Source organism: Symbiopectobacterium purcellii (assembly GCF_052050035.1).
GTDB lineage: Bacteria > Pseudomonadota > Gammaproteobacteria > Enterobacterales > Enterobacteriaceae > Symbiopectobacterium > Symbiopectobacterium purcellii_A.
Genome location: NZ_CP189882.1, coordinates 3,030,477 through 3,056,759, shown reverse-complemented (window position 1 = coordinate 3,056,759; position 26,283 = coordinate 3,030,477). Strand labels below are relative to the sequence as shown.

The 26,283-nt window shown below is 48.3% G+C and carries 29 protein-coding genes and 11 pseudogenes; 13 read left to right on the top strand and 27 right to left on the bottom strand.

Annotation, left to right across the window (positions count from 1 at the left end):
* Positions 1-12: 12 nt before the first annotated feature.
* From ACQGXV_RS21150 to ACQGXV_RS21120, 7 genes and pseudogenes are all read right to left on the bottom strand, one after another.
* A complete protein-coding gene (locus ACQGXV_RS21150) occupies positions 13-753 on the bottom strand; it encodes an IS30 family transposase (RefSeq protein ID WP_440863003.1) in 741 nt (246 codons plus the stop codon).
* Positions 714-1,247 (bottom strand): IS630 family transposase, encoded by a 534-nt coding sequence (locus ACQGXV_RS21145; RefSeq protein WP_440862665.1) that lies wholly within the window; start codon positions 1,245-1,247, stop codon positions 714-716. The genes ACQGXV_RS21150 and ACQGXV_RS21145 overlap by 40 nt, the downstream gene beginning before the upstream one ends.
* Positions 1,171-1,536 carry an IS630 transposase-related protein gene (locus tag ACQGXV_RS21140; RefSeq protein ID WP_440862584.1) on the bottom strand — a complete coding sequence of 122 codons (366 nt, stop codon included), beginning with the start codon at positions 1,534-1,536 and terminating at the stop codon, positions 1,171-1,173. The genes ACQGXV_RS21145 and ACQGXV_RS21140 overlap by 77 nt, the downstream gene beginning before the upstream one ends.
* Positions 1,537-1,764 (bottom strand): hypothetical protein, encoded by a 228-nt coding sequence (locus ACQGXV_RS21135; RefSeq protein WP_440863002.1) that lies wholly within the window; start codon positions 1,762-1,764, stop codon positions 1,537-1,539.
* Entirely contained in the window at positions 1,703-2,602 is a 900-nt protein-coding gene (locus ACQGXV_RS21130) for a transposase family protein (protein ID WP_440863001.1), read from the bottom strand. Before ACQGXV_RS21130 ends, ACQGXV_RS21135 begins: the two co-directional genes overlap by 62 nt.
* Positions 2,603-2,669: 67 nt before the next feature.
* The gene (locus ACQGXV_RS21125) at positions 2,670-2,909 is read right to left on the bottom strand and encodes a helix-turn-helix domain-containing protein (protein WP_440863000.1); all 240 of its coding nucleotides are present in this window, start codon (positions 2,907-2,909) and stop codon (positions 2,670-2,672) included.
* An 89-nt stretch (positions 2,910-2,998) separates the two neighbouring features.
* Positions 2,999-3,271 (bottom strand): annotated as a pseudogene (locus ACQGXV_RS21120) (IS5 family transposase); the annotation flags it as partial.
* Positions 3,272-3,531: 260 nt separating this feature from the next.
* Between ACQGXV_RS21120 and bssS the strand changes: the two are divergent.
* Positions 3,532-3,786, top strand: a complete 255-nt coding sequence (gene bssS, locus ACQGXV_RS21115; protein WP_264624042.1) for a biofilm formation regulator BssS — start codon at positions 3,532-3,534, stop codon at positions 3,784-3,786.
* 109 nt (positions 3,787-3,895) lie between these two features.
* On the opposite strand, the gene trhO is transcribed toward bssS, so the two are convergent.
* Positions 3,896-4,966, bottom strand: a complete 1,071-nt coding sequence (gene trhO / locus ACQGXV_RS21110; RefSeq protein ID WP_440862999.1) for an oxygen-dependent tRNA uridine(34) hydroxylase TrhO — start codon at positions 4,964-4,966, stop codon at positions 3,896-3,898.
* 130 nt (positions 4,967-5,096) lie between these two features.
* On the opposite strand from trhO, the gene ACQGXV_RS21105 reads away from it, so the two are divergent.
* The 4 genes and pseudogenes from ACQGXV_RS21105 to ACQGXV_RS21090 all read left to right on the top strand — a co-directional run bounded on the left by ACQGXV_RS21105 (position 5,097) and on the right by ACQGXV_RS21090 (position 8,750).
* On the top strand, positions 5,097-5,462 hold the full coding sequence (locus ACQGXV_RS21105) for an IS630 transposase-related protein (protein ID WP_440862584.1): 366 nt from the start codon (positions 5,097-5,099) through the stop codon (positions 5,460-5,462).
* Positions 5,386-5,919, top strand: coding sequence for an IS630 family transposase (locus ACQGXV_RS21100; RefSeq protein WP_440862665.1), 534 nt, complete (start codon positions 5,386-5,388; stop codon positions 5,917-5,919). The genes ACQGXV_RS21105 and ACQGXV_RS21100 overlap by 77 nt, the downstream gene beginning before the upstream one ends.
* Positions 5,920-6,451: 532 nt before the next feature.
* Positions 6,452-7,539: pseudogene (locus tag ACQGXV_RS21095) on the top strand (NADH:flavin oxidoreductase/NADH oxidase).
* A gap of 290 nt (positions 7,540-7,829) precedes the next feature.
* Complete coding sequence (locus ACQGXV_RS21090) at positions 7,830-8,750, top strand: Kdo(2)-lipid IV(A) acyltransferase (RefSeq protein ID WP_440862998.1); 921 nt, start codon at positions 7,830-7,832, stop codon at positions 8,748-8,750.
* Between the two features lie 89 nt (positions 8,751-8,839).
* Here the strand turns inward: ACQGXV_RS21090 and mdoH are convergent, their stop codons facing one another.
* Positions 8,840-11,380: a glucans biosynthesis glucosyltransferase MdoH gene (gene mdoH / locus ACQGXV_RS21085; protein ID WP_440862997.1), complete on the bottom strand. Its 2,541-nt coding sequence runs from the start codon at positions 11,378-11,380 to the stop codon at positions 8,840-8,842.
* Entirely contained in the window at positions 11,373-12,941 is a 1,569-nt protein-coding gene (locus ACQGXV_RS21080; RefSeq protein ID WP_440862996.1) for a glucan biosynthesis protein G, read from the bottom strand. Before ACQGXV_RS21080 ends, mdoH begins: the two co-directional genes overlap by 8 nt.
* 502 nt (positions 12,942-13,443) lie before the next feature.
* On the opposite strand from ACQGXV_RS21080, the gene ACQGXV_RS21075 reads away from it, so the two are divergent.
* The 3 genes from ACQGXV_RS21075 to ACQGXV_RS21065 all read left to right on the top strand — a co-directional run bounded on the left by ACQGXV_RS21075 (position 13,444) and on the right by ACQGXV_RS21065 (position 15,440).
* Entirely contained in the window at positions 13,444-13,818 is a 375-nt protein-coding gene (locus tag ACQGXV_RS21075) for a DUF2946 domain-containing protein (RefSeq protein WP_440862995.1), read from the top strand.
* Positions 13,819-14,056: 238 nt separating this feature from the next.
* Positions 14,057-14,722 (top strand): PepSY-associated TM helix domain-containing protein, encoded by a 666-nt coding sequence (locus ACQGXV_RS21070; RefSeq protein WP_440862994.1) that lies wholly within the window; start codon positions 14,057-14,059, stop codon positions 14,720-14,722.
* A complete protein-coding gene (locus ACQGXV_RS21065) occupies positions 14,706-15,440 on the top strand; it encodes a PepSY domain-containing protein (RefSeq protein ID WP_440862993.1) in 735 nt (244 codons plus the stop codon). Before ACQGXV_RS21070 ends, ACQGXV_RS21065 begins: the two co-directional genes overlap by 17 nt.
* Before the next feature lie 253 nt (positions 15,441-15,693).
* Here ACQGXV_RS21065 and ACQGXV_RS21060 read toward each other — a convergent pair.
* Positions 15,694-15,945, bottom strand: a pseudogene (locus ACQGXV_RS21060) (methyl-accepting chemotaxis protein); the annotation flags it as partial.
* Positions 15,946-16,030: 85 nt separating this feature from the next.
* Between ACQGXV_RS21060 and ACQGXV_RS21055 the strand changes: the two are divergent.
* From ACQGXV_RS21055 to ACQGXV_RS21045, 3 genes are read left to right on the top strand one after another with little or no spacing between them, the layout of a single operon-like run.
* Positions 16,031-16,846, top strand: coding sequence for a transposase family protein (locus ACQGXV_RS21055; protein ID WP_440862992.1), 816 nt, complete (start codon positions 16,031-16,033; stop codon positions 16,844-16,846).
* Positions 16,847-16,850: 4 nt separating this feature from the next.
* Positions 16,851-18,062, top strand: a complete 1,212-nt coding sequence (locus tag ACQGXV_RS21050) for an IS256 family transposase (RefSeq protein ID WP_440862991.1) — start codon at positions 16,851-16,853, stop codon at positions 18,060-18,062.
* On the top strand, positions 17,984-18,247 hold the full coding sequence (locus ACQGXV_RS21045) for a hypothetical protein (RefSeq protein ID WP_440862990.1): 264 nt from the start codon (positions 17,984-17,986) through the stop codon (positions 18,245-18,247). Before ACQGXV_RS21050 ends, ACQGXV_RS21045 begins: the two co-directional genes overlap by 79 nt.
* 52 nt (positions 18,248-18,299) lie before the next feature.
* Here ACQGXV_RS21045 and ACQGXV_RS21040 read toward each other — a convergent pair.
* The 6 genes and pseudogenes from ACQGXV_RS21040 to ACQGXV_RS21015 form a co-directional block, all read right to left on the bottom strand.
* Positions 18,300-19,034: pseudogene (locus tag ACQGXV_RS21040) on the bottom strand (methyl-accepting chemotaxis protein); the annotation flags it as partial.
* A gap of 86 nt (positions 19,035-19,120) precedes the next feature.
* A complete protein-coding gene (locus ACQGXV_RS21035; protein ID WP_440862665.1) occupies positions 19,121-19,654 on the bottom strand; it encodes an IS630 family transposase in 534 nt (177 codons plus the stop codon).
* Positions 19,578-19,943: an IS630 transposase-related protein gene (locus tag ACQGXV_RS21030; protein WP_440862584.1), complete on the bottom strand. Its 366-nt coding sequence runs from the start codon at positions 19,941-19,943 to the stop codon at positions 19,578-19,580. Before ACQGXV_RS21030 ends, ACQGXV_RS21035 begins: the two co-directional genes overlap by 77 nt.
* Entirely contained in the window at positions 19,944-20,273 is a 330-nt protein-coding gene (locus tag ACQGXV_RS21025) for an MCP four helix bundle domain-containing protein (RefSeq protein WP_440862989.1), read from the bottom strand. It abuts the gene before it with no gap.
* A gap of 66 nt (positions 20,274-20,339) precedes the next feature.
* Positions 20,340-21,145, bottom strand: a protein-coding gene (locus tag ACQGXV_RS21020; protein ID WP_440862988.1) for an IS5 family transposase whose coding sequence is annotated in 2 segments (ribosomal slippage) — positions 20,340-20,792 and positions 20,795-21,145 — 804 coding nt in all. Because the reading frame shifts where the segments join, the coding sequence is not laid out codon by codon here.
* A 209-nt stretch (positions 21,146-21,354) separates the two neighbouring features.
* Positions 21,355-21,549 (bottom strand): annotated as a pseudogene (locus tag ACQGXV_RS21015) (transposase); the annotation flags it as partial.
* Positions 21,550-21,599: 50 nt separating this feature from the next.
* On the opposite strand from ACQGXV_RS21015, the gene ACQGXV_RS21010 reads away from it, so the two are divergent.
* A complete protein-coding gene (locus ACQGXV_RS21010) occupies positions 21,600-21,755 on the top strand; it encodes a hypothetical protein (RefSeq protein ID WP_440862987.1) in 156 nt (51 codons plus the stop codon).
* On the opposite strand, the pseudogene ACQGXV_RS21005 reads toward ACQGXV_RS21010, so the two are convergent.
* The 4 genes and pseudogenes from ACQGXV_RS21005 to ACQGXV_RS20990 form a co-directional block, all read right to left on the bottom strand.
* Positions 21,718-22,230, bottom strand: a pseudogene (locus tag ACQGXV_RS21005) (IS3 family transposase); the annotation flags it as partial. The gene ACQGXV_RS21010 and the pseudogene ACQGXV_RS21005 sit on opposite strands and share 38 nt — an antisense overlap.
* 21 nt (positions 22,231-22,251) lie before the next feature.
* Positions 22,252-22,785, bottom strand: coding sequence for an IS630 family transposase (locus tag ACQGXV_RS21000; protein WP_440862665.1), 534 nt, complete (start codon positions 22,783-22,785; stop codon positions 22,252-22,254).
* The gene (locus tag ACQGXV_RS20995) at positions 22,709-23,074 is read right to left on the bottom strand and encodes an IS630 transposase-related protein (RefSeq protein WP_440862584.1); all 366 of its coding nucleotides are present in this window, start codon (positions 23,072-23,074) and stop codon (positions 22,709-22,711) included. Before ACQGXV_RS20995 ends, ACQGXV_RS21000 begins: the two co-directional genes overlap by 77 nt.
* Positions 23,075-23,108: 34 nt before the next feature.
* Positions 23,109-23,428 (bottom strand): annotated as a pseudogene (locus ACQGXV_RS20990) (transposase); the annotation flags it as partial.
* Positions 23,429-23,481: 53 nt separating this feature from the next.
* Between ACQGXV_RS20990 and ACQGXV_RS20985 the strand changes: the two are divergent.
* Positions 23,482-23,691 (top strand): annotated as a pseudogene (locus ACQGXV_RS20985) (transposase); the annotation flags it as partial.
* A 51-nt stretch (positions 23,692-23,742) separates the two neighbouring features.
* On the opposite strand, the gene ACQGXV_RS20980 reads toward ACQGXV_RS20985, so the two are convergent.
* The 6 genes and pseudogenes from ACQGXV_RS20980 to ACQGXV_RS20955 form a co-directional block, all read right to left on the bottom strand.
* Positions 23,743-24,207, bottom strand: coding sequence for a transposase family protein (locus ACQGXV_RS20980; protein WP_440867542.1), 465 nt, complete (start codon positions 24,205-24,207; stop codon positions 23,743-23,745).
* A gap of 23 nt (positions 24,208-24,230) precedes the next feature.
* A pseudogene (locus ACQGXV_RS20975) lies at positions 24,231-24,575 on the bottom strand (transposase); the annotation flags it as partial.
* Positions 24,576-24,773: 198 nt separating this feature from the next.
* Positions 24,774-25,175 (bottom strand): annotated as a pseudogene (locus ACQGXV_RS20970) (IS5 family transposase); the annotation flags it as partial.
* 15 nt (positions 25,176-25,190) lie between these two features.
* Positions 25,191-25,724 (bottom strand): IS630 family transposase, encoded by a 534-nt coding sequence (locus ACQGXV_RS20965; RefSeq protein WP_440867179.1) that lies wholly within the window; start codon positions 25,722-25,724, stop codon positions 25,191-25,193.
* Positions 25,648-26,013, bottom strand: a complete 366-nt coding sequence (locus ACQGXV_RS20960) for an IS630 transposase-related protein (protein WP_440862584.1) — start codon at positions 26,011-26,013, stop codon at positions 25,648-25,650. The genes ACQGXV_RS20965 and ACQGXV_RS20960 overlap by 77 nt, the downstream gene beginning before the upstream one ends.
* Positions 26,014-26,190, bottom strand: a pseudogene (locus ACQGXV_RS20955) (Tn3 family transposase); the annotation flags it as partial.
* Between the last annotated feature and the right edge of the window lie 93 nt (positions 26,191-26,283).

Here is a 26,283-nt window from a genome sequence, read left to right as displayed (position 1 = left end):
AACGGTAGAGGCTTATGCCACCAGTAAGTGCGTTAAAAATACCTCATTGGGGGAACGATAGCCCAGCGATTTTCTGCCCCTTGTATTGAGTATGTGTTCGAGTTCGGCAATCTTACGATGACTGACCTGACTGAAGTCTGTTCCCTTTGGGTAAAAACGTCGTATCAGCCCGTTGGTGTGCTCATTCAAGCCCCTCTCCCAGGAGAGATAAGGATGGGCAAAGTAGACCTGCGCCCCTGTGATTTGAGTAATTTGCTCGTGCAGAGCGAATTCAGGGCCGTTATCAGCTGTTAGGGTCTTAAACTTGCAAAAGGTATTAGCTTCAATGTCCCTGAAAGCAGCAACCACAGTCTCCGCACGCTTATTAGGCAGTTTGCGAATGATGACGGTTTTCAATGCTTTATCTACGATGGTTAACAAGAATGACTTCTGGTCTTTGCCAAAAATAGTGTCAATTTCGAAGTGGCCAGGCTCCTGTTTAAGCTCGGCTTGAGCTGGGCGATACTCAATACCAACACGGTTGGGAATAGGGCCTGATTTGAGGTTTTCGGCATTGTACCTGTAACGTTTTCCCCGATGAGGAAGTTGCTGATATAGCTCCCCGCCAGCCTGTCTCTCCTGCAGGATATAGCGATATAGCGTATTCTTGTTGACAGATATACCGAATTCCAGGTGCAAACGGCCACTGATATAGCCAAGCGACTTAATTTTGATTACACCATATGGACTGAGAACAAACTCTCTGTATCGCAACCCATCTCTCTTTTTTTGCTTTTTGCTTGTGCCCATTTATGCTCAATTGGGTTAAGATCTGGCGAATATGTAGGCAAATACTCCACCATATACCCTGCATCGATGATGACTTGTTGAATATTATGTTTTTTGTGAAAAGTGGCATTGTCCATCATGATTACACTGTTTTTAGGGAGTACTGGGATAAGGACTTGTGTGACCCAGGCATAGAAAACATCGCTGTTAATATTGATATCAAATAATCCGATAGCAAACAGCGTTGTGCCTAATAAAGCGCCGATAACATTTGTTCTTCCCCTAGCTCCCCAGTTCTTCAGGCCAAAACACCGTTGACCTTTTGGGGAATAGCCGTGAGTCCGTGGGGCATCGTGTGAAAAACCACTTTCATCAATAAAAACAATAGGTTTACCTTCTTTTTCATACTGTTGTTTTTTTTGTTGAAATCCCTGCCGGGCGTTTTCGTCGGCTTTCGGATGACGTAGAGTTTTTTTTATAGGTCAATCCCAGCTTTTTAAGCGCTTGCCAAATGGCCTTCTGACAAACGCCAAAACGCTCTGCACGTTCTTTTTGGTAAGCATCTGGATATTGTTCAACATCTTTTATCAACTCGGATTTATCGATCTTTCGCTGACGCGTGGTCGATGCTTTTGACTCTATTTGATTAATCCAACGCGATACAGAGGCAGGGCCAATCCGAAATTGCTTCGCTGTTTCTCGGATACTCAACCCTTCGTTTTTCCGTGTAGATATCACTTTACGTCTAAAATCAATTGAATAGCTCATTTAAATAATGTAATCAAAATTAAGTCGTTTAGCTATAATTTCAGGTGAAGAGTGAGTGGAAAGCGCCTGCCTGATGAAGTTCTGAATGTGTGGCTCCAACGGGTAAAAAGCATTAAGCGTGTTGCTTAATAGTGAAATAAGGGTGTTTCGGTGATTGAAGTAAATTTTATGCTGTTCTGAGATGGAAATTCCAAAGACCGGCGCTAAGGAGTAAGAAGGTATCATCAATAAAGGGTCTACGATTCCGTAAAATTTGGGTCATGCAACCGAGGCGCTTGATACCCGCGATGGCGTGTTCAACTGTAATACGGATGCCCGAGATTATTTTATTTTCTTGTTTTTGTTCAGGCGATAAAGGTCTTTTTCGAGTTCCTTTTTTTGGGATTTGTGTATTAGGATGCTGTTTATCTATACATTGAAAACCGGTATCTGCCCAGATGGTTACCTCAGGAGGAATATGGCGAATTATATCGACTTTATCGAGTAAGCGTTTATCGTGACGGCGCCCATTTTTGCTCATGGGGATAAATCCAATTTGCCTTGTTTCGTCAGTCATAATAAGCCCTTTTCGAGTGGTCTGTCTTTTCTTTCCCGAATACATTTTTTTTCGCCGACGCAGATTCTTAGGCTTTTGGACAGGTCGCTCTGTCCCATCAATAAAGACGTCTTTAACTCCAGGAAAGGCGCGAAAAAATTCCTCAGCAGAGCGAATTTGACGAGCGGGCAAAACACATTCTCGCCCCAAGGTCATCTCTAAAACCGGCAATAATATTTTTACCCAGCGACATACCCGTGTTCTATCTAAACCAAAAAGAAGTCCTTGCAAATCATAGGTCGGATAACATTTTAAATACAATAAAATAAAAAGCAGTTTATCTAATGGGGTTGGGATAAATCCTTTCTGCCCTGCACCCATCTGCCGCTCGTGATCTTTTCGATTCTTTTTCCGATAAATCAAATAACAAGCTGAAAATTCAGCGGCTAAATTTTTCAATTCTTCGACTGATAATCCAATGATTGCTTTACATAAACGATTATCTCGTAACAACCGCTCTTTGTTGATCATTTCAAACCTTTATTCTCTAAGTTAAACCTCTTTTTATTCTCAATAGCCTGACAAAAAATGCAAGTCTCTATTCAGCAACTAGTTTATTGTTTGGCAGAGGCTTATGACGGCGTTCCCGGGCCAGAGTGTCCGCCCTTCTACAGCAGTAGACACCATTGAAAGTAGGGTCGGTATTGCGTCTGAGTTCCCTGCTGATGGTCGAGCGAGGCAGAGCAAGCTCTCTGGCGATGGTAGCTTGGTTGACACCTTCACCACGCCGCTTTTCGATGTAGAACCGTTCTTTCTGAGTCAGATGTTTTCCCTGCATGCAACAGGCTCTCCAGTATGGCCAGAACGGTGATTTTATCCGACTCTGGCAAGTGGGTCACTTTGTTGCGTTTCGAGTGGGAATGGGGCATGAGCATCAAGAAATGAAAGTAACCTATTAAAAATAATGTTAATAACTCCAGACTTTGACCATCTATTGAAACGGTTATAAACGGTTTTCCATGGGCCGTAACGTTCAGGTAAATCACGCCATGGGGCACCTGAACACAGTATCCAGAACATGCCGTTGACGATTTTGCGATGTTCTGCCCATGGCCGGCATGCCTGCGGAGATGTCAAAACGGTTGGTAACAAGGGCTCAATGATTGCCCATGCTTCATCAGAAAGATCGTAGCGAGCCATAATCCAAAGTGTCTTAGAAACAGATGGATACTATAGCTCAAGCAATTAAGGGACACAGCCTAATCTGTTTTGCGCTCGCTTGATTGATATCCCTTTGAAATCTGGGAATATCATATCCAGAAATTTTTCTTTGCAAAAAGAGTTAAAATAACTCACCTGCTGTACAAAAGTCACAGTATACTTAAGTTGCTCTTGTCAATAAGGAGCCGCCCAAGCCTCGTTAGTCACTCATGTTAGTAACTAGTAAATAAGGGGTATATATGGACAGAAAAAATGAAGTTATTCAGACACATCCTCTTGTAGGATGGGATATCAGCACCGTTGACAGTTATGACGCCATGATGATCCGCTTGCATTATTTAACCACCCCAGACCAGGCTCCCGCAGATGCAAACGTAGGCCGAACCTTATGGCTTACTACCGATGTAGCAAGGCAACTTATTTATATTCTTGAAGCCGGTATCGCTAAAATTGAGTCGACAGATTTTCAGCCACAAGATCTACTTAAACACTAGTCCCACGATTTCACAGTAATCGATTATCCCTTGACGAAACCGCCTGATGGCGGTTTCGTGATATTCAGCGGGCTTAAGTTTCCCGATTAGTTGCGCCAAGAATACGCTGTCACTGTTCACTACTGCCGTTTTCATCAGGAGCCGGGATACGCAACGCTCCTCTGAGCCGATCGCGTGATTTATTAAAAATCTTCATGCTGGTTTCCCGTCCGCGACGCCGCTCACGCTGCTCTTCCAGCGGCAACGCCAGTTCGCGCTGACAGTCGTCACTACAACAGCCCTGATAGGCAGCCTGACAGCGGGAGCACTGAATGAACAATAAGTGACACCCTGGATTGCGGCAGTTGGTATGGGTATCGCACGGTTCACCACATTGATGGCAGTGGGCGATAACATCCTCGGTGATACGTTCTCCCATGCGCTCATCGAAGACAAAGTTTTTACCGATGAATTTTACCGGTAAGCCCTGGGCCTTGGCCTGACGGGTATATTCAATAATGCCGCCTTCCACATGGTAAACGTTTTTGAACCCCTGATGGCGCATATAGGCACTGGCCTTTTCACAGCGAATGCCGCCGGTGCAATACATCACGATATTTTTGTCCCGCGCATCAGCCAACATTTCTGCGGCCATAGGCAATTGCTCACGGAAAGTATCGGAAGGTACTTCAAGGGCATTTTCAAAATGCCCCACTTCATATTCGTAATGATTGCGCATATCGACAAACAGCGTGTCGGGATCGTCCGCCATGGCGTTAACCGCCTGGGCTTTCAGATAGGTGCCAACATCACTGGGGTTAAAGGTTGGATCATCGATGCCATCCGCGACAATGCGATCGCGCACTTTCATGCGCAGCAACCAAAAGGATTTCCCGTCATCATCCAGTGCCACATTCAGCCGGATACGATCCAGCGCCGGATGCGCGCCGAACAACGCCGCCTTAAAGTCGTCGAAGCGACTGGCAGGCACACTCACCTGCGCATTGATACCTTCAGCCGCCACATAGACACGGCCAAACACCTGACATTGAAGAAATTTCACGTAAAGGTTATCGCGAAACGCTTGTGCATCATCAAGCACGAAATATTGATAAAAGGAAACTGTGGTGCGCGGCTCGGTTTCCGCAAGCATACGCGCTTTCAGTTCCTCATTGTAAACACGGTTGTGTAACACTGGCATGGTGTACGTTCCTGTCTTCAGCGAGGGTTAACCAGATTATAACGTTACGGCGACATGTGCGTAACGCGCGGGATTATAGCCGATCGCGGCAATTATAGCTAAACGACTTAATTTTGATTACATTATTTAAATGAGCTATTCAATTGATTTTAGACGTAAAGTGATATCTACACGGAAAAACGAAGGGTTGAGTATCCGAGAAACAGCGAAGCAATTTCGGATTGGCCCTGCCTCTGTATCGCGTTGGATTAATCAAATAGAGTCAAAAGCATCGACCACGCGTCAGCGAAAGATCGATAAATCCGAGTTGATAAAAGATGTTGAACAATATCCAGATGCTTACCAAAAAGAACGTGCAGAGCGTTTTGGCGTTTGTCAGAAGGCCATTTGGCAAGCGCTTAAAAAGCTGGGATTGACCTATAAAAAAAACTCTACGTCATCCGAAAGCCGACGAAAACGCCCGGCAGGGATTTCAACAAAAAAAACAACAGTATGAAAAAGAAGGTAAACCTATTGTTTTTATTGATGAAAGTGGTTTTTCACACGATGCCCCACGGACTCACGGCTATTCCCCAAAAGGTCAACGGTGTTTTGGCCTGAAGAACTGGGGAGCTAGGGGAAGAACAAATGTTATCGGCGCTTTATTAGGCACAACGCTGTTTGCTATCGGATTATTTGATATCAATATTAACAGCGATGTTTTCTATGCCTGGGTCACACAAGTCCTTATCCCAGTACTCCCTAAAAACAGTGTAATCATGATGGACAATGCCACTTTTCACAAAAAACATAATATTCAACAAGTCATCATCGATGCAGGGTATATGGTGGAGTATTTGCCTACATATTCGCCAGATCTTAACCCAATTGAGCATAAATGGGCACAAGCAAAAAGCAAAAAAAGAGAGATGGGTTGCGATACAGAGAGTTTGTTCTCAGTCCATATGGTGTAATCAAAATTAAGTCGCTTGGCTATATAACGGTGGGTTAACACCAAATGAATCAGAACGGCTGTTCCATCAACAGTCAGGTAGGGTGGCCAAATTTAGTTGACCACTACAACAGGTAAGACCGTGACTCACTAAACGGCTTTGTTGAATAATTTAAGATACTGATTTATATAAGCATTATAAAATTTCAACGACTAATTTTTCCTCTCGGAATGCTTTTTATTGTGCTAACTATTTGATTTGTCGTTCTAACAAAATACATTCTCTGTAAATACATTCTCTGTAAATACATTCTCTGTAAATGCATTCTAACTAAAGAAGATGTAAATCAAACGGTTAAATTATTCAACAAAGCCTCACTAAACCTGAATGGTGTGTTGAGCTTAAAGCTCGCCAGGAGAATGAGGTGTGAGTCAGCGAATCTCATCGAGGCCCGCAGCAGCGGCTGCAACAAGGCCGAATATAGAGCTGCAACCTACCGTCAATGTCAACACCACGAATGCTTTGCAAACGGGATGCGTTCATATAAACCACCATGAGTCGGCTATTTACCCCACTCGCGCTAGGCCCCGTTACAACCGCATTATCATTGCCCCCATGTGTCAGTATGCGGCCCAGAACGGTTTGGCTACGCCCTGGCATACCATGCATTTAGGTAACCTGTCCCATTCTGGTGCCGGATTGCTGATCATTGAAGCAACTGCGGTTGTGCCTGAAGGCCGTATATCCCCTCAGGACCTGGGCCTGTGGAATGATGAAACCGAGCAGGCGCTCGCCACGGCAGTCAACGCCGTTAAGGCCTACTCCGCTATGCCGCTTGGTATCCAGTTGGGCCACGCCGGACGCAAAGCATCCGCCGCAGTGCCGTGGCAAGGCCGGGCCCGCGTGAGTGAACAGCAAGGGGGCTGGCAACCTGTTGCCCCTTCAGCCCTGCCTTACGATGACAATGACGCGCCACCCACAGCCATGACGACGCAGCAGATCGCGGATGTCGTCACGGCATTTGCCACTGCCGCGCAGCGCGCCGATCACATTGGTTTTGATGTGTTCGAAATTCATGCCGCACACGGCTATTTGCTGCATCAATTTCTGTCACCGTTGTCGAATGCGCGTGACGATAGCTACGGCGGGGATTTGAATAGCCGTATGCGTCTGGTACTTGAGGTGTTCCGCGCGGTACGTGAGGTTGTCCCCGCACACAAAGCCGTTGGCGTGCGCATTTCGGCTACCGATGGTGTGGAAGGCGGATGGGATCTCGAGCAGTCTGTTGCGCTCAGCCACGCGCTGCATGCTGCTGGCTGCGATTTTATGCATGTCTCAAGCGGTGGTCTCTCTCCGGCACAGCGTATTCAGCCGGGCCCCAATTATCAGGTCTCTTATGCTGAGCGCATCAAGCGCGAGGTGGGGATCACCACCATCGCGGTTGGGCTCATCACTGAAGCCGAGCAGGCTGAAGGAATTGTGGCAACGGGTCAGGCAGATGCCATCGGCATTGCGCGTGCCGTGCTCTATAACCCGCGTTGGCCATGGCACGCCGCCGCTCGTTTGGGCGCACAAGTATCAACGCCACCGCAATTCTGGCGTAGTGAACCACATCACATAAAAAATCTGTTCCAGCATTGAGCAATCTCCCCTTCCCGCCGTAAACGGGAGGGGGTCTCTTCGCACGGGTATCCCACCAAAGGTTAAACATCATTATTCGTCGATGCTAAGATAAAAGACGGATATTGATTTTTAGCGTATTCCACATAGCCTTACGCAGGGTTAGTCTTCCTGCTTTGGAACGCTTTACTGCATCATCATTACGATAGTTGATGCACCGCACTACATTAAACACTATCACCTTGGTGTGACTGATTTCTTTTAACGACAAGCGCGGATGACTGCGCCTGCATTTTTTGATACTGGAACTCATGACACAACTCCCATCATTCACCCGTTCATTATTGCACCCTCGTTACTGGCTGACCTGGCTGGGGATCGCCATACTCTATCTTGTCGTGCTACAGCCTTACCCGGTTATCTATCGTCTCGGCACCGTGCTAGGCCGTATCGCCATGCACGTAATGAAGCACCGTGTGCACATTGCCGAGCGCAATCTGGCACTCTGTTTTCCCGAGATGACAGAACAAGCACGCGCCGCGTTGGTGCGTAAAAACTTCGAATCCGTAGGCATGGGACTATTAGAAACCGGCATGGCCTGGTTTTGGCCCGACTGGCGTATCGCTCGCTGGTTTACCGTCACAGGCCTTGAGCATCTGCAACCGCTACGTGCCGAAAAACGTGGCGTACTGTTGATTGGCTTGCATTTTCTTACTCTGGAACTGGGGGCTCGCATTTTTGGCATGCATAACCCGGGGATCGGCGTTTATCGGCCTAATGACAATAAACTGATTGATTGGTTGCAAACCTGGGGCCGTATGCGCTCCAACAAAACCATGCTGGACCGCAAAGATCTCAAGGGCATGATTCGGGCGCTCAAACAGGGGGAAATTATTTGGTATGCCCCCGACCATGACTATGGCCCACGCAGCAGCGTGTTTGTTCCTTTCTTTGCTATGGAAAATGCAGCAACCACCAGCGGGAGCTATTTGTTGGCAAAAGTGGCCAAACCCGCCATTGTGCCGTTTGTCGCTCGCCGGCGTGAGGGAGGGAAAGGCTATGAATTGATCATCCAACCTGCCGAACTCAGCGTACCGCTAGACGACGAAGCCACAACGGCTACCTGGATGAACGCGCTGGTGGAACAGAATGTGCTACTGGCGCCCGATCAATATATGTGGTTACATCGACGCTTTAAAACGCGTCCGGAAGGCGAACCTGCTCTGTACTAAATCGTCATTCGTGACCGACAGTGCCATAAAAAAACAGCGGCAAAGCCGCTGTTTTTTTATGGATGAAGCACACTGTTACGGTATAACCGTCAGGACTCCAACGCGCGATAACGCTGATGCCAACTGGCAAACTGCTGCGGATCGTGCCACACCGCATAATGCAAACGGGAAATCGTAACGGGGTCGCTTAACAGCACCAGACGCTGATTGTCACTGAGTGCCTCCAGATCCTGTTTCAGCGCATCCGTCACGCGCTGAACCCGGCCCTGTTCTACCGCACGGCTGAAACCATGACGCGCCGTTGCCATTGCACTCGCCAACGCATTGAGCGAAGGATCGAACACGGCCTGCACGAAACCATTTTCCAATTTGCGGGCACGGTTGGCGCGGAAATAGGTGTCCGTCGCCACCAGCTCGCGCGGAGGATCGTACTCTTCCGGAATCAACAGGAGATTGGCACGTTTGCAGGCCAACCCGATCGACGCGCGGCTTGACATCACCGACACAAAAGGCGAGAGGATCAGCGAGAAAACGATCGGCGACAGCCACCACAGAAAGCGCAAATCCAACCAGGCCATACCAATCGCCCAGACCAGCCCCAACACCAGTTGAGAGCCGTGACGAGTAAAGGCCTCGCTCCACGGCGTGGCGTCATCATCACGCTGCGGTGATTTCCACTGCACGGACCATCCCAGGAAGGCACTGACCACGAAAACGGTATGGAACAGCATACGCACCGGGGCCAGCAATACCGAAAACAGCATCTCCAGCAATAGTGACAGGAAAACGCGTACTGCGCCTCCGTAAGGCTTCGCCCCCTTTGCCCATACCAGAATCACACTCAGCAATTTTGGCAGGAACAACAGCACCAACGTGGTCGAGAACAAGGCTATCGCCAATTCAGGACGCCACTGCGGCCACACGGGGAAAAGCTGACGCGGTTGAAGGAAGTATTGCGGCTCCATCAGCGTATGCACCACTTGCAGTGCGGTTGACAGTGCCAGGAACATAAACCACAGCGGCGCGGAAAGGTAAGACATCACCCCAGTCAGGAACACGGCACGGTGAACCGGGTGCATCCCTTTCACCAGGAACAATCTGAAGTTCATCAGGTTACCGTGGCACCAGCGACGATCGCGTTTAAGCTCATCGAGCAAGTTAGGTGGCAGTTCCTCATAGGAACCGGGCAGATCGTAGGCGATCCACACCCCCCAGCCCGCACGGCGCATCAGCGCAGCTTCAACAAAGTCGTGGGACAAAATCGCGCCCGCAAAAGAACCTTCACCCGGCAACGGTGCCAGCGCACAGTGCTCGATAAACGGCTTCACGCGGATGATGGCGTTATGGCCCCAATAGTGCGACTCACCCAGTTGCCAGAAGTGCAGACCTGCGGTGAACAACGGCCCATACACGCGTGTGGCAAACTGCTGACAGCGCGCATACAGGGTATCCATGCCCGACGCTTTGGGAGAGGACTGGATAATCCCCGCATTGGGATTGGCTTCCATCAGACGCACCAATTGCGTCAGACATTCACCACTCATCACGCTGTCGGCATCCAATATCACCATGTAGCTATATTGGCTGCCCCAACGGCGGCAGAAATCATCGATGTTACCGCTCTTGCGTTTCACGCGACGGCGGCGGCGGCGATAGAAGATACGGCCAAACCCGTCCACTTCACGGCACAGATCCATCCAGGCTTTCTGCTCTGCGACACATTTGTCCGGGTCGTTACTGTCACTCAATACATACAGATCGAAGTGATCGAGCTGCCCGGTAGCCGCTACAGATTCGTAGGTCGCCCGTAACCCGGCAAACACGCGCTCAACGTCTTCGTTACAGATAGGCATGATCAACGCCGTTCTGTGCGCGGGATTGAGAGGCTCATCCCCTACCGTCGTTGACGAGATACTGTATTTGTCCTTGCCGATCAGCAGTTGTAAAAAGCCCATCAGCGCAGTCCAAAAACCGGCAGAGACCCAACAGAACAGCACGGCAAACAACACCAGAATGCCACTTTGCAGGACATAAGGCAGAACCTGCATAAAGGAACGCAGTAAAGGCTGATTCACCATTGCGAACGGATCGATCAGCGCCCATCCCTGATAAGGCAAAATGGTCTTCATGTACCAGGTGGCGATGGCTGTTTGGAACAGTGTCAAGATAAGCAGGGTGTAACGGCGCAGCGTCCCCACCATTCTCCAACGGTTCTCGGCAATCTTCTCTTCCGGACTGGCATGAGGACGACTCGGTGCCGGGGAGCGCCCAAGCATACTTTCCCACCAGCGTACCAGCGGGTTAGTGAGCCACATATCAGGAAACATCGACGCACGTTTGATGGTGGGCATAGCCTGTAATGCGGCTCGCCCTTCTTTGTCAACATCTACCGGTTTAACCGCCGTTGCCGTGTCGGGCCAGGCGGCATCCAGACGCGCCTTAACGGATTGCAGCGGTGAATCCTCTTCCGTCAACAGCGTCGCAGGGGACTCACCCTGCGACAGCGCCCGATGTATGGCCGAGATACTTTCACGCTCAGCCTGAGGCAACGCATGCTGCAACGCCTCCGCCGCTTGCGCGGACAGAGGCAATTTCCCGATATAATCAGGGCTCGAGATTAGCTTATTCATTGGCAGGTAGCTGATAGCTCCAGGTTTCCGATAACAGCGTTTCGCCGTTCACCAACGCTGCACGCAGCTCGGTTGGCTGTTTAGGATCTTTCACACGCAGACGCAGAGTTAAACGCCAGCCGCGCGTTACCGGATTATAGCGAACATTGTTCTCAACGATTTCACCGTTGTCGCCGATGCTAACCTGAGAGGTCAAAGGCGTCGCCTCTTCCATCTCTTTCATCATCGGGCCGGCAAAATCGACCAGGAACGCAACGGTGCCATCCGGTTGGCGAATCAGGTTAGACTGTTTCACATCCCCAGTGGAACGCATGGTGCGCTGAACGTAGGCCAATTCAGGTGAATGCAATTGTTCTTCGTCAAGTGTAAAGTGCAAACGGTAACCCACTTCCAGCGGCTGACCGATTTCAGGCAGTGCTTCCGGCGTCCAGAACGCAACGATGTTGTCGTTGGTTTCATCGGCGGTCGGAATTTCAACCAGTTCAACTTTCCCTTTGCCCCACTCGCCCTTGGTTTCAACCCAGCCGCTTGGGCGCAGATCGTAACGGTCATCCAGATCTTCGTAGTTGGAGAAGTCACGCCCGCGTTGCAGCAAACCGAAGCCTTTCGGATTTTCAATCGAATAGGTGCTGACCGACAGGTGTTTCGGGTTATTCAGCGGACGCCAGATCCACTCACCGTTGCCCGCATGGATAGATAAGCCGTTAGAGTCATGCAGCGCCCCACGGTAGTTCAAGGTTGGAGAAGGCTGGTTCGGCCCAAACAGGAACATACTGGTTAACGGTGCCAGCCCCAGTTTACCAACGCGAGCGCGCAGGAATACTTTGGCCTGAACATCAACCACGCTGTCGCGACCTGGATAAATGACGAAACGGTATGCGCCCGTAGCACGCGGTGAATCGAGCAGCGCATAGACCAAAAGGTGCTTGTCATTGGGTTTTGGACGTTCGATCCAAAACTCGCGGAAGCGTGGGAACTCTTCCCCAGAGGGCAATGCCGTGTCAATAGCCAAACCGCGCGCAGAAAGACCGTAAGTCTGCCCTTTACCGATCACACGGAAATAGCTGGCACCCAGCATGCTGACAATTTCGTCATCCTTGCCAAGCTTGTTTATGGGATACAGGATTTTGAAACCTGCAAAACCGAGATTTTTCACGGTCTCTGCATCGTGATTCACCGTACCGAAATTAAAATATTCCGGCGAATAGGCGATCTCGTTAACCTCAGTGGCCGTCACTTCATTGATTCTCACCGGGGTGTCGAAATACATGCCCTGGTGATAGAACTGAATGCGAAACGGCGTTTGGAGGTTATTCCAGTATGACTTCTCCTGATTAAACCGAATCTGCTGATAATCAGCAAATTTCATATCACGGAACTGGGCGGGAAGATTGCTCTTCGGCGCTTCATAGCCTTTCGCTGCTAGTTTTTCAGCTTGCGCCGCCACATCATCCAGCGAGAATGCCCAGGCAGGCAACGCAGTGAAAGACAACACAATCGCTGCGGACAACCAGCGCAGATTCGCTACTCGACGTTCAACCCCAAAATTATTAACCAGCACAGCTCCCCCTGTTCGTGTGCTTAAATCAACTAAAATCCATATTAATGGATAAGTTAACCTTCCGACAACTTGATAAAAGCCCAGTTCATCATGATAGGTCAGCGTTTAAACAACGCAAACTGTAACCCCGATAAATTTCTGTAAAAAATCGAAAATTAGCGAGGATATTCCGTCACCGGTCAACCGTTGGAAACCCCTTAGGGTTATTTATGCCAGCGGTGTACTGCTTATCGACAATTCTACCTGTTGCACTGTTAGCAAAACACCCTATTTATTCTGTAATTGCAGAGAATACCTGGTTCTTTTGTTAACACGGCGGCCACGACGTTTACGCGCATGCAACTTTCAAGAATAATCCGAACCGTTGCACGCTTCTGCATTAAAAAACTCGGGCGCAACACGAATAACACCGATTGGTAACAAAATTGCGTTAAATCAGGTACAGTAGGATGACATATTCAAGCCTGTCCACCTAATTGCATCGACACTTACTGATTCTCACATGAACGCATTGCGCCATAACAAAATTGCCACCACGCTAAGCCTCTTCGCGTTGCTGATGATTTTCATCGCGCCCATCGTTTCACAGGCGTTAATGCGGCATGATTATACTCCGCCCACTCATACTAAGCACCATCATTCTCACGGTAAACCGGCAACACCGTTACCACTGTCACCCGGCGTAACAATGGGCCACGACGCCTGTGGTTACTGTGGGCTTTTATTCCATCACCCTGCGCTGTTTCCTGATAACTCGTCGCCTCTCGATCCGCGATTTGTCACGCAGTCCAAGGTGAATGAACCACGTCCACGGCACAAAATTGTCACCGCGTGTTATCGCATCCAATCACCTCGCGCACCGCCGACAGTCATATAACACACCCCTAAGCACAAAAATTTGATATTGGATAACGTCCCGTCACAAGACGATGTCGTCTTTTCCTTTATTTTCTTCTTGTTACGATGACAAGGGCTCCCATGCTATGGATACCGTAAACGCCGACAAAAAGTCCCTCTCTGCGGCGGTAATGGCGCTGATATTACGCTTGCATTTCTACATTGGTCTGTTCATTGGGTAGTTTATCTTTGTTGCTGCGCTCACCGGTACGCTGTACGTGCTGACACCGCAGATTGAAGAACGTCTTTATACGCAACAGTTGCATGTTGATATGCCCGGCGCAGCACAGTCGCTCGCCGCACAGATAGCCGCCGCTCAGGCCGTACTGGATGATCACCCCTCAGCCCAATGGCTGGCCATACGTCCTGCGCCCACACCGCGCGACACCAGTCGTGTGCTATTTCGATTCCCTGGCGCCTCCCCTTCTGAATACCTCGCCGTGTTTGTTAATCCAAGTACACTGGCCATACAGGGCCAGCTCACGGTGTATGGCACATCAGGAATATTGCCTTTGCGAACCTGGCTCGATCGTTTGCATCAGGGGCTATTCCTCGGTTCCATTGGCCGTCTCTATAGTGAACTGGCGGCATCCTGGCTGTGGATCGCCGCACTCGGCGGCGTTTATCTGTGGTGGAGAACGCGTAAGCCTGCACGAACCGCTCCCCGCCGTAAATTGCCGCCCACTGCCCGCTTGCGCGCCATACACAGCACGTTGGGGCTAACGTTACTCATCGGGATGCTATTTTTCTCCGCCACCGGGCTGACCTGGTCACAATGGGCAGGCAATATAGCCAACCGACTTAAAAATGATTACATCCTATGCCCTGATATGCGGCAAAGAAGCATAGCTGGCTGTTATCAAAATAATGTCGCTTGGCTATAATATTGGCGTATGGCGCAACGCATTAGGTTGGCAAACGCCAACCCTGAACACTGCGCTCGGACCCCATTCAGCCACCGCAGTACAGGATGCACATGCCAAACACCACGGTGCGGCCATGGCTCATCACGCCTCGCCCCCCTTGGTGTTAGATAATGTCGATAGCGTATTGGCGATAGCACGACGCGCGGGGATCAGCGCCAATAAACTGGAGATCCGGCCGGCAAAAAGCGCACATAATGCCTGGACCGTGACGGAAATTGAGCGAAGGTGGCCGACCCAGGCTGATATTGTCGCCATCAATCCTGACAGCGGTGCTGTGGTCGATTACGTCAGATTTGCAGATTATCCTGTTGCAGCAAAACTGACGCGCTGGGGCGTAGATGCCCATATGGGTGTCTTGTTCGGGTTGCCCAATCAACTGATTCTGGCCGCGTTCGGATTGGGGCTTTGCGCCCTGATAGTATGGGGATATCGTCTGTGGTGGCTACGTCGACAGCGCCCTGGCGGCCAACCTCATCCGGCTAACACGCTTTTCGCCGCCTTCACCACGTTGCCGCTCGCGGTACGCCTACTTGTCGGCTGCCTCGCACTGTTACTGGGCGGGAGTTTGCCCGTCATGGGCGTTAGCTTGCTGATGTTCTTGCTGATAGATATCGTGCGGTGGCGACGCCATCAAGCGCTACAAAACGCCGACGCGCTGCCACACGCACCACAGTGACGGTTCGCTGAGGGGGGCATTGCGGCGCTGACAGAGGTACAGAGCCGCAATGTTCTTATGCACCGGGCAACATGCGTAGGGCTTTGTTGAATAATTTAACCGTTTGATTTACATCTTCTTTAGTTAGAATGCATTTACAGAGAATGTATTTTGTTAGAACGACAAATCAAATAGTTAGCACAATAAAAAGCATTCCGAGAGGAAAAATTAGTCGTTGAAATTTTATAATGCTTATATAAATCAGTATCTTAAATTATTCAACAAAGCCCATGCGTAGCGTCTCTTGATGCGCTACAGGGCCTTCGTGATAGCTGCCCAGTTTAAAAATGCTGACCGTACTGGTCAGCGCCTGGGCTTGCTCTTGTAACGACAATGCCGCCGCCGCTGATTCTTCTACCAGCGCTGCATTTTGCTGGGTCGTGGTGTCTATCTGCCCCACAGCCAGGTTGACCTGATTAACCCCATCGCTCTGCTCACGGCTTGCCTGAGCAATCTCCGTGACAATAAACTAGTTGCTGAATAGAGACTTGCATTTTTTGTCAGGCTATTGAGAATAAAAAGAGGTTTAACTTAGAGAATAAAGGTTTGAAATGATCAACAAAGAGCGGTTGTTACGAGATAATCGTTTATGTAAAGCAATCATTGGATTATCAGTCGAAGAATTGAAAAATTTAGCCGCTGAATTTTCAGCTTGTTATTTGATTTATCGGAAAAAGAATCGAAAAGATCACGAGCGGCAGATGGGTGCAGGGCAGAAAGGATTTATCCCAACCCCATTAGATAAACTGCTTTTTATTTTATTGTATTTAAAATGTTATCCGACCTATGATTTGCAAGGACTTCTTTTTGGTTTAGATAGAACACGGGTATGTCGCTGGGTAAAAATATTATTGCCGGTTTTAGAGATGACCTTGGGGCGAGAATGTGTTTTGCCCGCTCGTCAAATTCGCTCTGCTGAGGAATTTTTTCGCGCCTTTCCTGGAGTTAAAGACGTCTTTATTGATGGGACAGAGCGACCTGTCCAAAAGCCTAAGAATCTGCGTCGGCGAAAAAAAATGTATTCGGGAAAGAAAAGACAGACCACTCGAAAAGGGCTTATTATGACTGACGAAACAAGGCAAATTGGATTTATCCCCATGAGCAAAAATGGGCGCCGTCACGATAAACGCTTACTCGATAAAGTCGATATAATTCGCCATATTCCTCCTGGGGTAACCATCTGGGCAGATACCGGTTTTCAAGGTATAGATAAACAGCATCCTAATACACAAATCCCAAAAAAAGGAACTCGAAAAAGACCTTTATCGCCTGAACAAAAACAAGAAAATAAAATAATCTCGGGCATCCGTAGAGACTGTAAAATAATCTGTGTAAATGGCATTTTGAGGAAAACCTTCAAAGGATAACAAAATGCCTATCAGCAACGAACTTATTGACCAACTGCTTCAAGATTGTCACTCCCCTCAGGATCTGCTGGGTGAATCAGGCCTACTCAAGGTGCTGACTAAAAGACTGGCGGAACGGGTTCTTGAAGCTGAGATGGAGATGCACCTTGGGTATGCTAAGCATGACCCGGCTGGTAATCATTCAGGCAACTCACGCAATGGCAAGACATCCAAGAGCGTACGTAGCCAAAATGGGGAGATCGAGCTCGATATTCCGCGCGACCGCAACAGTACCTTCGAGCCGACACTGATCGGTAAGCACGAAAAACAGCTTAACGGCTTCGATGACCGCATTATTTCTCTCTATTCCAGAGGGTTATCAACCCGTGATATTCAGGCACACTTTAAAGAAGTCTACGGGGTCGATGTTTCCGCTGGCTTCATTTCTCAAGTGACCAATGCTGTGATGGATGAAGTTAAGCGCTGGCAGCAACGGCCGCTGGATGCGCTTTATCCCATTGTTTACCTTGACTGTATTGTTGTCAAAAGCCAGGACGGCGGAGCCGTGGCCAACAAGTCTGTTTATCTGGCCCTCGGCGTCAACGGCCAGCGCGAAAAAGAGCTGCTGGGGCTATGGATAGCCAAAACTGAGGGGGCCAAGTTCTGGTTATCTGTGATGACAGAACTGAAAAATCGTGGGCTAAAGGACATCTTCGTCGCCTGCTGCGATGGCCTGAAAGGCTTTCCTGATGCCATTGAAGCTGTTTACCCGCATACGCGGGTACAGCTCTGCATTGTGCATCAGGTGCGGAACTCGCTGCGCTACGTCGGCTGGAAAGAGCGTAAGGCCGTTGCTGCTGACCTGCGCACCATCTATAGTTCCGCAACGCTAGAGGGCGCTGAAGAGGCCCTGGATGCCTTCGCGGCCAAATGGGATGAACAGTTCCCGACGATCAGCCCGTCGTGGAGAAATAATTGGGAACGTCTCATCGTCATTTTTGACTTTCCGCCGGAGATCCGCAAGGTTATCTACACCACCAACGCGATAGAGTCGTTAAATGCTTCATTGCGCAAGATAAGGAAAACGCGACGAATATTTCCAACGGATGACTCGGTGATAAAATTACTCTATCTAGCCTTGCATAATATCTCTGCTAAATGGACCTTGCCAATCAGAGACTGGAAACCTGCTATGAGCCAATTCATGTTGATGTATGGAGAACGAATCTCCGGTTAAGCAATGGAGCCATTTACACAAAATTCTTTACAGACTCCATCCGTATTACAGTTGAACACGCCATCGCGGGTATCAAGCGCCTCGGTTGCATGACCCAAATTTTACGGAATCGTAGACCCTTTATTGATGATACCTTCTTACTCCTTAGCGCCGGTCTTTGGAATTTCCATCTCAGAACAGCGTAAAATTTACTTCAATCACCGAAACACCCTTATTTCACTATTAAGCAACACGCTTAATGCCGTTAACTCCCTCAACGTTAGTCACCAGCGTCTGCATGGAAACGGCGGTTTTCTCCACCAGTACCATACCCTGGAGCACCTTTTCAACAGAGCCATCAATCAGCTCTTTAATTTCTTTCGCCGCCGTCGCGCTACGCTGTGCCAACGCGCGGACCTCGCTTGCTACCACGGCAAAACCGCGCCCCTGCTCACCGGCACGCGCCGCTTCAACGGCCGCATTCAGCGCGAGAATATTGGTTTGAAAAGCAATGCTGTCGATCACGCCGATAATTTCCGCCATCCGCTGAGAGGATTCACGAATGCCACGCATTTCGGTGGTGACGTCATTCATCAACTCACCGCTCTCGCGTACCGTTTGTGACCCCTGCGCGGCAAGCTGTGTCGCTTCCGTCGTATTATCTGCGGTGTTTTTAATGGTTGCCGTTAATTGCTCCATCGAGGATGCCGTCTGCTCCAGCGAGCTCGCCTGCTTTTCGGTACGGGCTGACAAATCCTGATTGCCTGCGGCGATCTGGCCTGCGGCACTGGATATGCTTTCCGCACCATCACGCACCTGGCTGACAATATGGCGCAGGCTGTCATTCATATTCCTTAACGCCTGTAGCAATAAACCGGTTTCATCCTTGCGCGTGACAAGAATATCCGAGGTGAGATCCCCGGTCGAAACACGCTAGGCAATAGAGAATGCATCATTAAGTGGATGCGTGACACTGCGAGTGATAGCGGCAGCTACGATCACGCTGACCAGAATGGCTGCAAGGATCATCCCCACCAGCAACAGTCGGGTGTTGGTATAGCCAAGCGACTTAATTTTGATTACACCATATGGACTGAGAACAAACTCTCTGTATCGCAACCCATCTCTCTTTTTTTGCTTTTTGCTTGTGCCCATTTATGCTCAATTGGGTTAAGATCTGGCGAATATGTAGGCAAATACTCCACCATATACCCTGCATCGATGATGACTTGTTGAATATTATGTTTTTTGTGAAAAGTGGCATTGTCCATCATGATTACACTGTTTTTAGGGAGTACTGGGATAAGGACTTGTGTGACCCAGGCATAGAAAACATCGCTGTTAATATTGATATCAAATAATCCGATAGCAAACAGCGTTGTGCCTAATAAAGCGCCGATAACATTTGTTCTTCCCCTAGCTCCCCAGTTCTTCAGGCCAAAACACCGTTGACCTTTTGGGGAATAGCCGTGAGTCCGTGGGGCATCGTGTGAAAAACCACTTTCATCAATAAAAACAATAGGTTTACCTTCTTTTTCATACTGTTGTTTTTTTTGTTGAAATCCCTGCCGGGCGTTTTCGTCGGCTTTCGGATGACGTAGAGTTTTTTTTATAGGTCAATCCCAGCTTTTTAAGCGCTTGCCAAATGGCCTTCTGACAAACGCCAAAACGCTCTGCACGTTCTTTTTGGTAAGCATCTGGATATTGTTCAACATCTTTTATCAACTCGGATTTATCGATCTTTCGCTGACGCGTGGTCGATGCTTTTGACTCTATTTGATTAATCCAACGCGATACAGAGGCAGGGCCAATCCGAAATTGCTTCGCTGTTTCTCGGATACTCAACCCTTCGTTTTTCCGTGTAGATATCACTTTACGTCTAAAATCAATTGAATAGCTCATTTAAATAATGTAATCAAAATTAAGTCGTTTAGCTATATAGCTTTGCGCCACCTGCTGCTGCGAGACCGACATCTGGTCATCACGGTGGTCAATAAACGCGCTAATGGCGGCTTTGTAAGCCTGAATACTTTTCTCGGTTGCCGTCATAAACTCATTGAGCGCGGCAGCGGTATCACCGGCATTGATATATCCAGCGAACTTGGTGCTAGAGGTATGAAAATCCCCACGCGCCTGATTAATGTCTTGTAATATCGCTTGTGAGCGCGTGTCATTGGCGGATTTACGTAATTCTTCCATCAACGCGGAAACAGTGACAGTGCGCTGTTTCATCGACTCCATCTCTTTTTTGATATTCTATTCTGATGTCGTCAACAATACGCGCTGTTGGCTAAGAAGCTATCCCAATAGGATTTTATTCCAGACAATGATGCCGCAGGTAAAATGCAGCATCGCCTCATAATTTTCGACTTTCTTCTCCCAGCGAGTCAGAACCCGACGAAAGCGATTCATCCAGCTGTGCGTTCTCTCCACTACCCAGCGGTGAGCTTTAAAATCCGTGTTTTTGATGGCTTCCGACTCCTCTTTCCTTGACTGGATATGAGGTTCGTAACGACGACTTTTCAGACAGGCCTCCAGCCATCCGGCTTCATAGCCTTTGTCCAGACAGAGGCGGAGCTTTCTGCCGCGTCTGCCCGTCTGAAGGGCGTCGAGAGTATCAGCAACCAGCTTTATGTCGTGGGTATTTGCCCCTGAGACAACCAGAGAGAGGGGAAGCCCGTTCGCATCGGTCATCAGGCTACGCTTTACACCCTGTTTCCCCCGGTCTGTGGGATTCCGTCCTGTTTTTTTGAGCCTGCCAGCGGTGACTTCGTCATACAACCATCCATCGACAGCCATGACCAGTCGATAGCATCCAGCTGCTCGCAGGCCAGCAACCCGTTCTGCCAGAACCGTTCAAAAACTCCTGCATCCCGCCACTCCTGGAAGCGGCGGTGAGCGGAGCTTGACGAGCATATCCCGGTGGCATTCAGGGCATTCCACTGGCAACCCGTTCTGAGCACAAAGAGAATGGCGTTCATTGCGGCACGATTATCAACCCGCCTGCGATGCGTACCCAGCGGATGGTGGGTTTTGTGTTCCGGGAGCAACGGAACCATTTCCCCCCAGAGTTCATCGCTGATCTGCGACTTATTGCTTGCCATACTTCCCTCAGAAATTGCCATTACTTATTAACTGACAATTCCTTTTGGGATAGGCTCTAAGTGCATAACCATTAAGTTCACCAATCAGTTGGTTTCCCTTTACCGTGAGCGGATAGCCACTGGACACAATCCGGTCTATCTGAGTGTTGAAATCGGCCAGTCGTCCCAATGACATCACGCCGACGATCAATAGCATTAGGCTGTGTCCCTTAATTACGTAACCGGGCGTAAAACAAGCGGATGCAGCCCAGTTTCACCATTGCTAGATAGTTTCTTGCCGTTTTTTCATAACGTGTGGCAATCCGTCTATATTCCTTTAAACGGCCAAAACATCTTTCTACAACGTTGCGACGGCGATAAGCATCACGATAAAGTTGTGAGCGTCCATCTGAAGCGAGAGTGTAAAAAGATCTGTGTAAATGGCATTTTGAGGAAAACCTTCAGAGGACAAAAAATGCCTATCAGCAAAGAACTTATTGACCAACTGCTTCAGGATTGCCACTCCCCTCAGGAGCTTCTGGGTGAATCAGGCCTACTCAAGGTGATCTGGCCCAGACTTGGTGGACACGCCCTTAAGAGAGGACTTGTCGTTCAAATACCATCGGGCTGACATAGCCCAGCGTGCTATGCCGCCGTTTCTGATTGTAATCCACCTCAATGTAGTTAAACACCTCAGATTTCATGGTTTCCCGGTCAGGAAAGTGTTCGCCGTGGATCAGCTCCACCTTCAAACTGTGAAAAAAACTTTCAGCACACGCGTTATCATAACAGTTGCCTTTTCCACTCATGCTACATGTTAATTTACTGATTTTAATTAACTTCTGATAATCATCAGAACAGTACTGACTGCCACGATCCGAGTGGACGATGACGCCCTCTGGGGAACCCCGTCGGCTCAGGGCCATCTGCAGGGCATCGCAGACCAGGCCCGACTTCATCCTTACCGACATTGACCATCCCACAACGGCTCGTGAAAATAAATCAATTATTACAGCCAGATAAACCCAACCCGCTTCCGTCCATAAGTAAGTGATGTCACCGACCCATTTCTGGTTCGGGGCTGATGCTGTGAAATCCTGCTGTATAGCCAAGCGACTTAATTTTGATTACACCATATGGACTGAGAACAAACTCTCTGTATCGCAACCCATCTCTCTTTTTTTGCTTTTTGCTTGTGCCCATTTATGCTCAATTGGGTTAAGATCTGGCGAATATGTAGGCAAATACTCCACCATATACCCTGCATCGATGATGACTTGTTGAATATTATGTTTTTTGTGAAAAGTGGCATTGTCCATCATGATTACACTGTTTTTAGGGAGTACTGGGATAAGGACTTGTGTGACCCAGGCATAGAAAACATCGCTGTTAATATTGATATCAAATAATCCGATAGCAAACAGCGTTGTGCCTAATAAAGCGCCGATAACATTTGTTCTTCCCCTAGCTCCCCAGTTCTTCAGGCCAAAACACCGTTGACCTTTTGGGGAATAGCCGTGAGTCCGTGGGGCATCGTGTGAAAAACCACTTTCATCAATAAAAACAATAGGTTTACCTTCTTTTTCATACTGTTGTTTTTTTTGTTGAAATCCCTGCCGGGCGTTTTCGTCGGCTTTCGGATGACGTAGAGTTTTTTTTATAGGTCAATCCCAGCTTTTTAAGCGCTTGCCAAATGGCCTTCTGACAAACGCCAAAACGCTCTGCACGTTCTTTTTGGTAAGCATCTGGATATTGTTCAACATCTTTTATCAACTCGGATTTATCGATCTTTCGCTGACGCGTGGTCGATGCTTTTGACTCTATTTGATTAATCCAACGCGATACAGAGGCAGGGCCAATCCGAAATTGCTTCGCTGTTTCTCGGATACTCAACCCTTCGTTTTTCCGTGTAGATATCACTTTACGTCTAAAATCAATTGAATAGCTCATTTAAATAATGTAATCAAAATTAAGTCGTTTAGCTATATTGTTGCATAAAGACGTACCTCACTTCAGGCGTCTGGCGAAGTACGTCGCGGCCTTTTGGAGGATGGCTAACTCCTCAGCCTGATCAGCCAGTTGACGTTTAAGCCTTACAATTTCAACAGATTGCTGCTGTTCACGTTCGGAGCAGGATAGCGCCATTTGCTGTTTTTTACGCCAGGCATAAAGCTGCGATTCGTGAAGATTCAACTCACTGGCTGCTTTGGCTACGCCAATCCGCTGAGCAAGTAGCAGAGCATTCTCCCGAAACTCGTCCGGATAGCGATTGTTGCTCATTTTACGACCGTTCGATTGAGTCATTTTCCACCTCTGTCAGCAATTTTACTCACTTAACAGCGTGTCCACGATCTCTGGGCCGGATCAAGGAGCTGACTAAAAGACTGGCGGAACGGGTTCTTCAAGCTGAGATGGAGATACACCTTGGGTATGCTAAGCATGACCCGGCTGTTAATAATTCAGGCAACTCCCGCAATGGCAAGACATCCAAGAGCGTACGTAGCCAAAATGGGGCGCTCGAGCTCGATATTCCGCGCGACCGCGACAGTACCTTCGAGCCTACACTAAGCGTGTTGCTTAATAGTGAAATAAGGGTGTTTCGGTGATTGAAGTAAATTTTACGCTGTTCTGAGATGGAAATTCCAAAGACCGGCGCTAAGGAGTAAGAAGGTATCATCAATAAAGGGTCTACGATTCCGTAAAATTTGGGTCATGCAACCGAGGCGTTTGATACCCGCGATGGCGTGTTCAACTGTAATACGGATGCCCGAGATTATTTTATTTTCTTGTTTTTGTTCAGGCGATAAAGGTCTTTTTCGAGTTCCTTTTTTTGGGATTTGTGTATTAGGATGCTGTTTATCTATACATTGAAAACCGGTATCTGCCCAGATGGTTACCTCAGGAGGAATATGGCGAATTATATCGACTTTATCGAGTAAGCGTTTATCGTGACGGCGCCCATTTTTGCTCATGGGGATAAATCCAATTTGCCTTGTTTCGTCAGTCATAATAAGCCCTTTTCGAGTGGTCTGTCTTTTCTTTCCCGAATAGGCTTTGTTGAATAAATCAGAATTAGCCGACAGGATGACTCCCTCTGCTACACCTGTTATCCTATCCTGACGCTGTGTGGCATACCCAACAACGTCATACGGTTCAGCGCTTTGACCATCGCTATGGCTTCACCTACTTGAGCCTCATAGTCACGCAGGCTCAGATGGCCACCCAGCAAAGTTTTTATGCGGAACATCGCTGTTTCTGCCACTGAACGCCGGTGATAACCCACTTTCTTTTTCCACATATCATTACTCCCGCTCAGACGCTGATTCGCCACCGCATGGTTACGTTCATGGTACTTGTCCGGCCAGTATTTGGCTCCGCTTCGCGGCGGGATAAGGGGCCTGATTTTCTTTCTTAGCAACGCATCGTGGCAGTAACGGGCGTCATAAGCACCGTGGCTTTGTTGAATAATTTAACGTTTTGATTTACAACTTCTTTAGGTGGGATGCATGTACAGAAAATGTATTTTGTTAGAGCGATAAATCAAATAGTTAGCACAATAAAAAGCATTACGGTAGTAAAATTTAGTCGTTAAAATTTTATAATACCCATTTAAATCAGTATGTTAAATTATTCAACAAAGCCAAGCACCGTCTGCTGACACTTCCCTGATTTTTCGGTGGGTTTGGTTAATCAGGCCCGGCAGTGCCTGCGCATCTGTCGTTCCGCTGAGCGATAAGTCGGCACAGATAATCTCATGCGTCGCACTGTCTGCTGCCAGATGAAGCTTGCGCCACACTCTTCGTCTGTCAGCCCCATGCTGCCTGACTTTCCATTCACCTTCGCCAAAGACCTTCAGACCGGTACTGTCGATGACCAGATGCGAGATTTCACCACGCGTTGGCGTTTTTATGCTGATACTGACGGTTTTTGCCCGCCGACTGACCAGAGAGTAGTCCGGGCAGCGCAGTGGCAGGCTCATCAGTGTAAAAACCGAGTCGACAAAGCCCTGTAATGCCCGGAGCGACAGGTTAAACACGCGCTTTATAGCCAAGCGACTTAATTTTGATTACACCATATGGACTGAGAACAAACTCTCTGTATCGCAACCCATCTCTCTTTTTTTGCTTTTTGCTTGTGCCCATTTATGCTCAATTGGGTTAAGATCTGGCGAATATGTAGGCAAATACTCCACCATATACCCTGCATCGATGATGACTTGTTGAATATTATGTTTTTTGTGAAAAGTGGCATTGTCCATCATGATTACACTGTTTTTAGGGAGTACTGGGATAAGGACTTGTGTGACCCAGGCATAGAAAACATCGCTGTTAATATTGATATCAAATAATCCGATAGCAAACAGCGTTGTGCCTAATAAAGCGCCGATAACATTTGTTCTTCCCCTAGCTCCCCAGTTCTTCAGGCCAAAACACCGTTGACCTTTTGGGGAATAGCCGTGAGTCCGTGGGGTATCGTGTGAAAAACCACTTTCATCAATAAAAACAATAGGTTTACCTTCTTTTTCATACTGTTGTTTTTTTTGTTGAAATCCCTGCCGGGCGTTTTCGTCGGCTTTCGGATGACGTAGAGTTTTTTTTATAGGTCAATCCCAGCTTTTTAAGCGCTTGCCAAATGGCCTTCTGACAAACGCCAAAACGCTCTGCACGTTCTTTTTGGTAAGCATCTGGATATTGTTCAACATCTTTTATCAACTCGGATTTATCGATCTTTCGCTGACGCGTGGTCGATGCTTTTGACTCTATTTGATTAATCCAACGCGATACAGAGGCAGGGCCAATCCGAAATTGCTTCGCTGTTTCTCGGATACTCAACCCTTCGTTTTTCCGTGTAGATATCACTTTACGTCTAAAATCAATTGAATAGCTCATTTAAATAATGTAATCAAAATTAAGTCGTTTAGCTATACAGTACAGTTCCTGCAACTGCCGGTTCAGATCCGTGAAATGAGGTTCAAAGCGCAGGCCAAACCAGTGCAGGATCGCAAAGTTGGCTTTGTTGATGCTGTGCATGTCGCCGGTGATGGCCGTAGGTTTCACCTCTGAGGTATAGCCAACCGACTTAAAAATGATTACATCCTATGCCCTGATATGCGGCAAAGAAGCATAGCTGGCTGTTATCAAAATAATGTCGCTTGGCTA

What these genes read in the sequence shown, in the direction of transcription:
- ACQGXV_RS21075 (WP_440862995.1), top strand. Translation starts at nt 13,444, where the DNA reads ATGAACGCATTGCGCCATAACAAAATTGCCACCACGCTAAGCCTCTTC.
- ACQGXV_RS20960 (WP_440862584.1), bottom strand. Translation starts at nt 26,013, where the DNA reads ATGAGCTATTCAATTGATTTTAGACGTAAAGTGATATCTACACGGAAA.
- ACQGXV_RS21050 (WP_440862991.1), top strand. Translation starts at nt 16,851, where the DNA reads ATGCCTATCAGCAACGAACTTATTGACCAACTGCTTCAAGATTGTCAC.
- ACQGXV_RS21065 (WP_440862993.1), top strand. Translation starts at nt 14,706, where the DNA reads ATGTCGCTTGGCTATAATATTGGCGTATGGCGCAACGCATTAGGTTGG.
- ACQGXV_RS21055 (WP_440862992.1), top strand. Translation starts at nt 16,031, where the DNA reads ATGATCAACAAAGAGCGGTTGTTACGAGATAATCGTTTATGTAAAGCA.
- ACQGXV_RS21105 (WP_440862584.1), top strand. Translation starts at nt 5,097, where the DNA reads ATGAGCTATTCAATTGATTTTAGACGTAAAGTGATATCTACACGGAAA.
- ACQGXV_RS20995 (WP_440862584.1), bottom strand. Translation starts at nt 23,074, where the DNA reads ATGAGCTATTCAATTGATTTTAGACGTAAAGTGATATCTACACGGAAA.
- ACQGXV_RS21140 (WP_440862584.1), bottom strand. Translation starts at nt 1,536, where the DNA reads ATGAGCTATTCAATTGATTTTAGACGTAAAGTGATATCTACACGGAAA.
- ACQGXV_RS21025 (WP_440862989.1), bottom strand. Translation starts at nt 20,273, where the DNA reads ATGAAACAGCGCACTGTCACTGTTTCCGCGTTGATGGAAGAATTACGT.
- ACQGXV_RS21010 (WP_440862987.1), top strand. Translation starts at nt 21,600, where the DNA reads ATGCCTATCAGCAAAGAACTTATTGACCAACTGCTTCAGGATTGCCAC.
- ACQGXV_RS21090 (WP_440862998.1), top strand. Translation starts at nt 7,830, where the DNA reads ATGACACAACTCCCATCATTCACCCGTTCATTATTGCACCCTCGTTAC.
- ACQGXV_RS21125 (WP_440863000.1), bottom strand. Translation starts at nt 2,909, where the DNA reads ATGCAGGGAAAACATCTGACTCAGAAAGAACGGTTCTACATCGAAAAG.
- ACQGXV_RS21130 (WP_440863001.1), bottom strand. Translation starts at nt 2,602, where the DNA reads ATGATCAACAAAGAGCGGTTGTTACGAGATAATCGTTTATGTAAAGCA.
- trhO (WP_440862999.1), bottom strand. Translation starts at nt 4,966, where the DNA reads ATGCCAGTGTTACACAACCGTGTTTACAATGAGGAACTGAAAGCGCGT.
- mdoH (WP_440862997.1), bottom strand. Translation starts at nt 11,380, where the DNA reads ATGAATAAGCTAATCTCGAGCCCTGATTATATCGGGAAATTGCCTCTG.
- bssS (WP_264624042.1), top strand. Translation starts at nt 3,532, where the DNA reads ATGGACAGAAAAAATGAAGTTATTCAGACACATCCTCTTGTAGGATGG.
- ACQGXV_RS21045 (WP_440862990.1), top strand. Translation starts at nt 17,984, where the DNA reads ATGGACCTTGCCAATCAGAGACTGGAAACCTGCTATGAGCCAATTCAT.
- ACQGXV_RS21030 (WP_440862584.1), bottom strand. Translation starts at nt 19,943, where the DNA reads ATGAGCTATTCAATTGATTTTAGACGTAAAGTGATATCTACACGGAAA.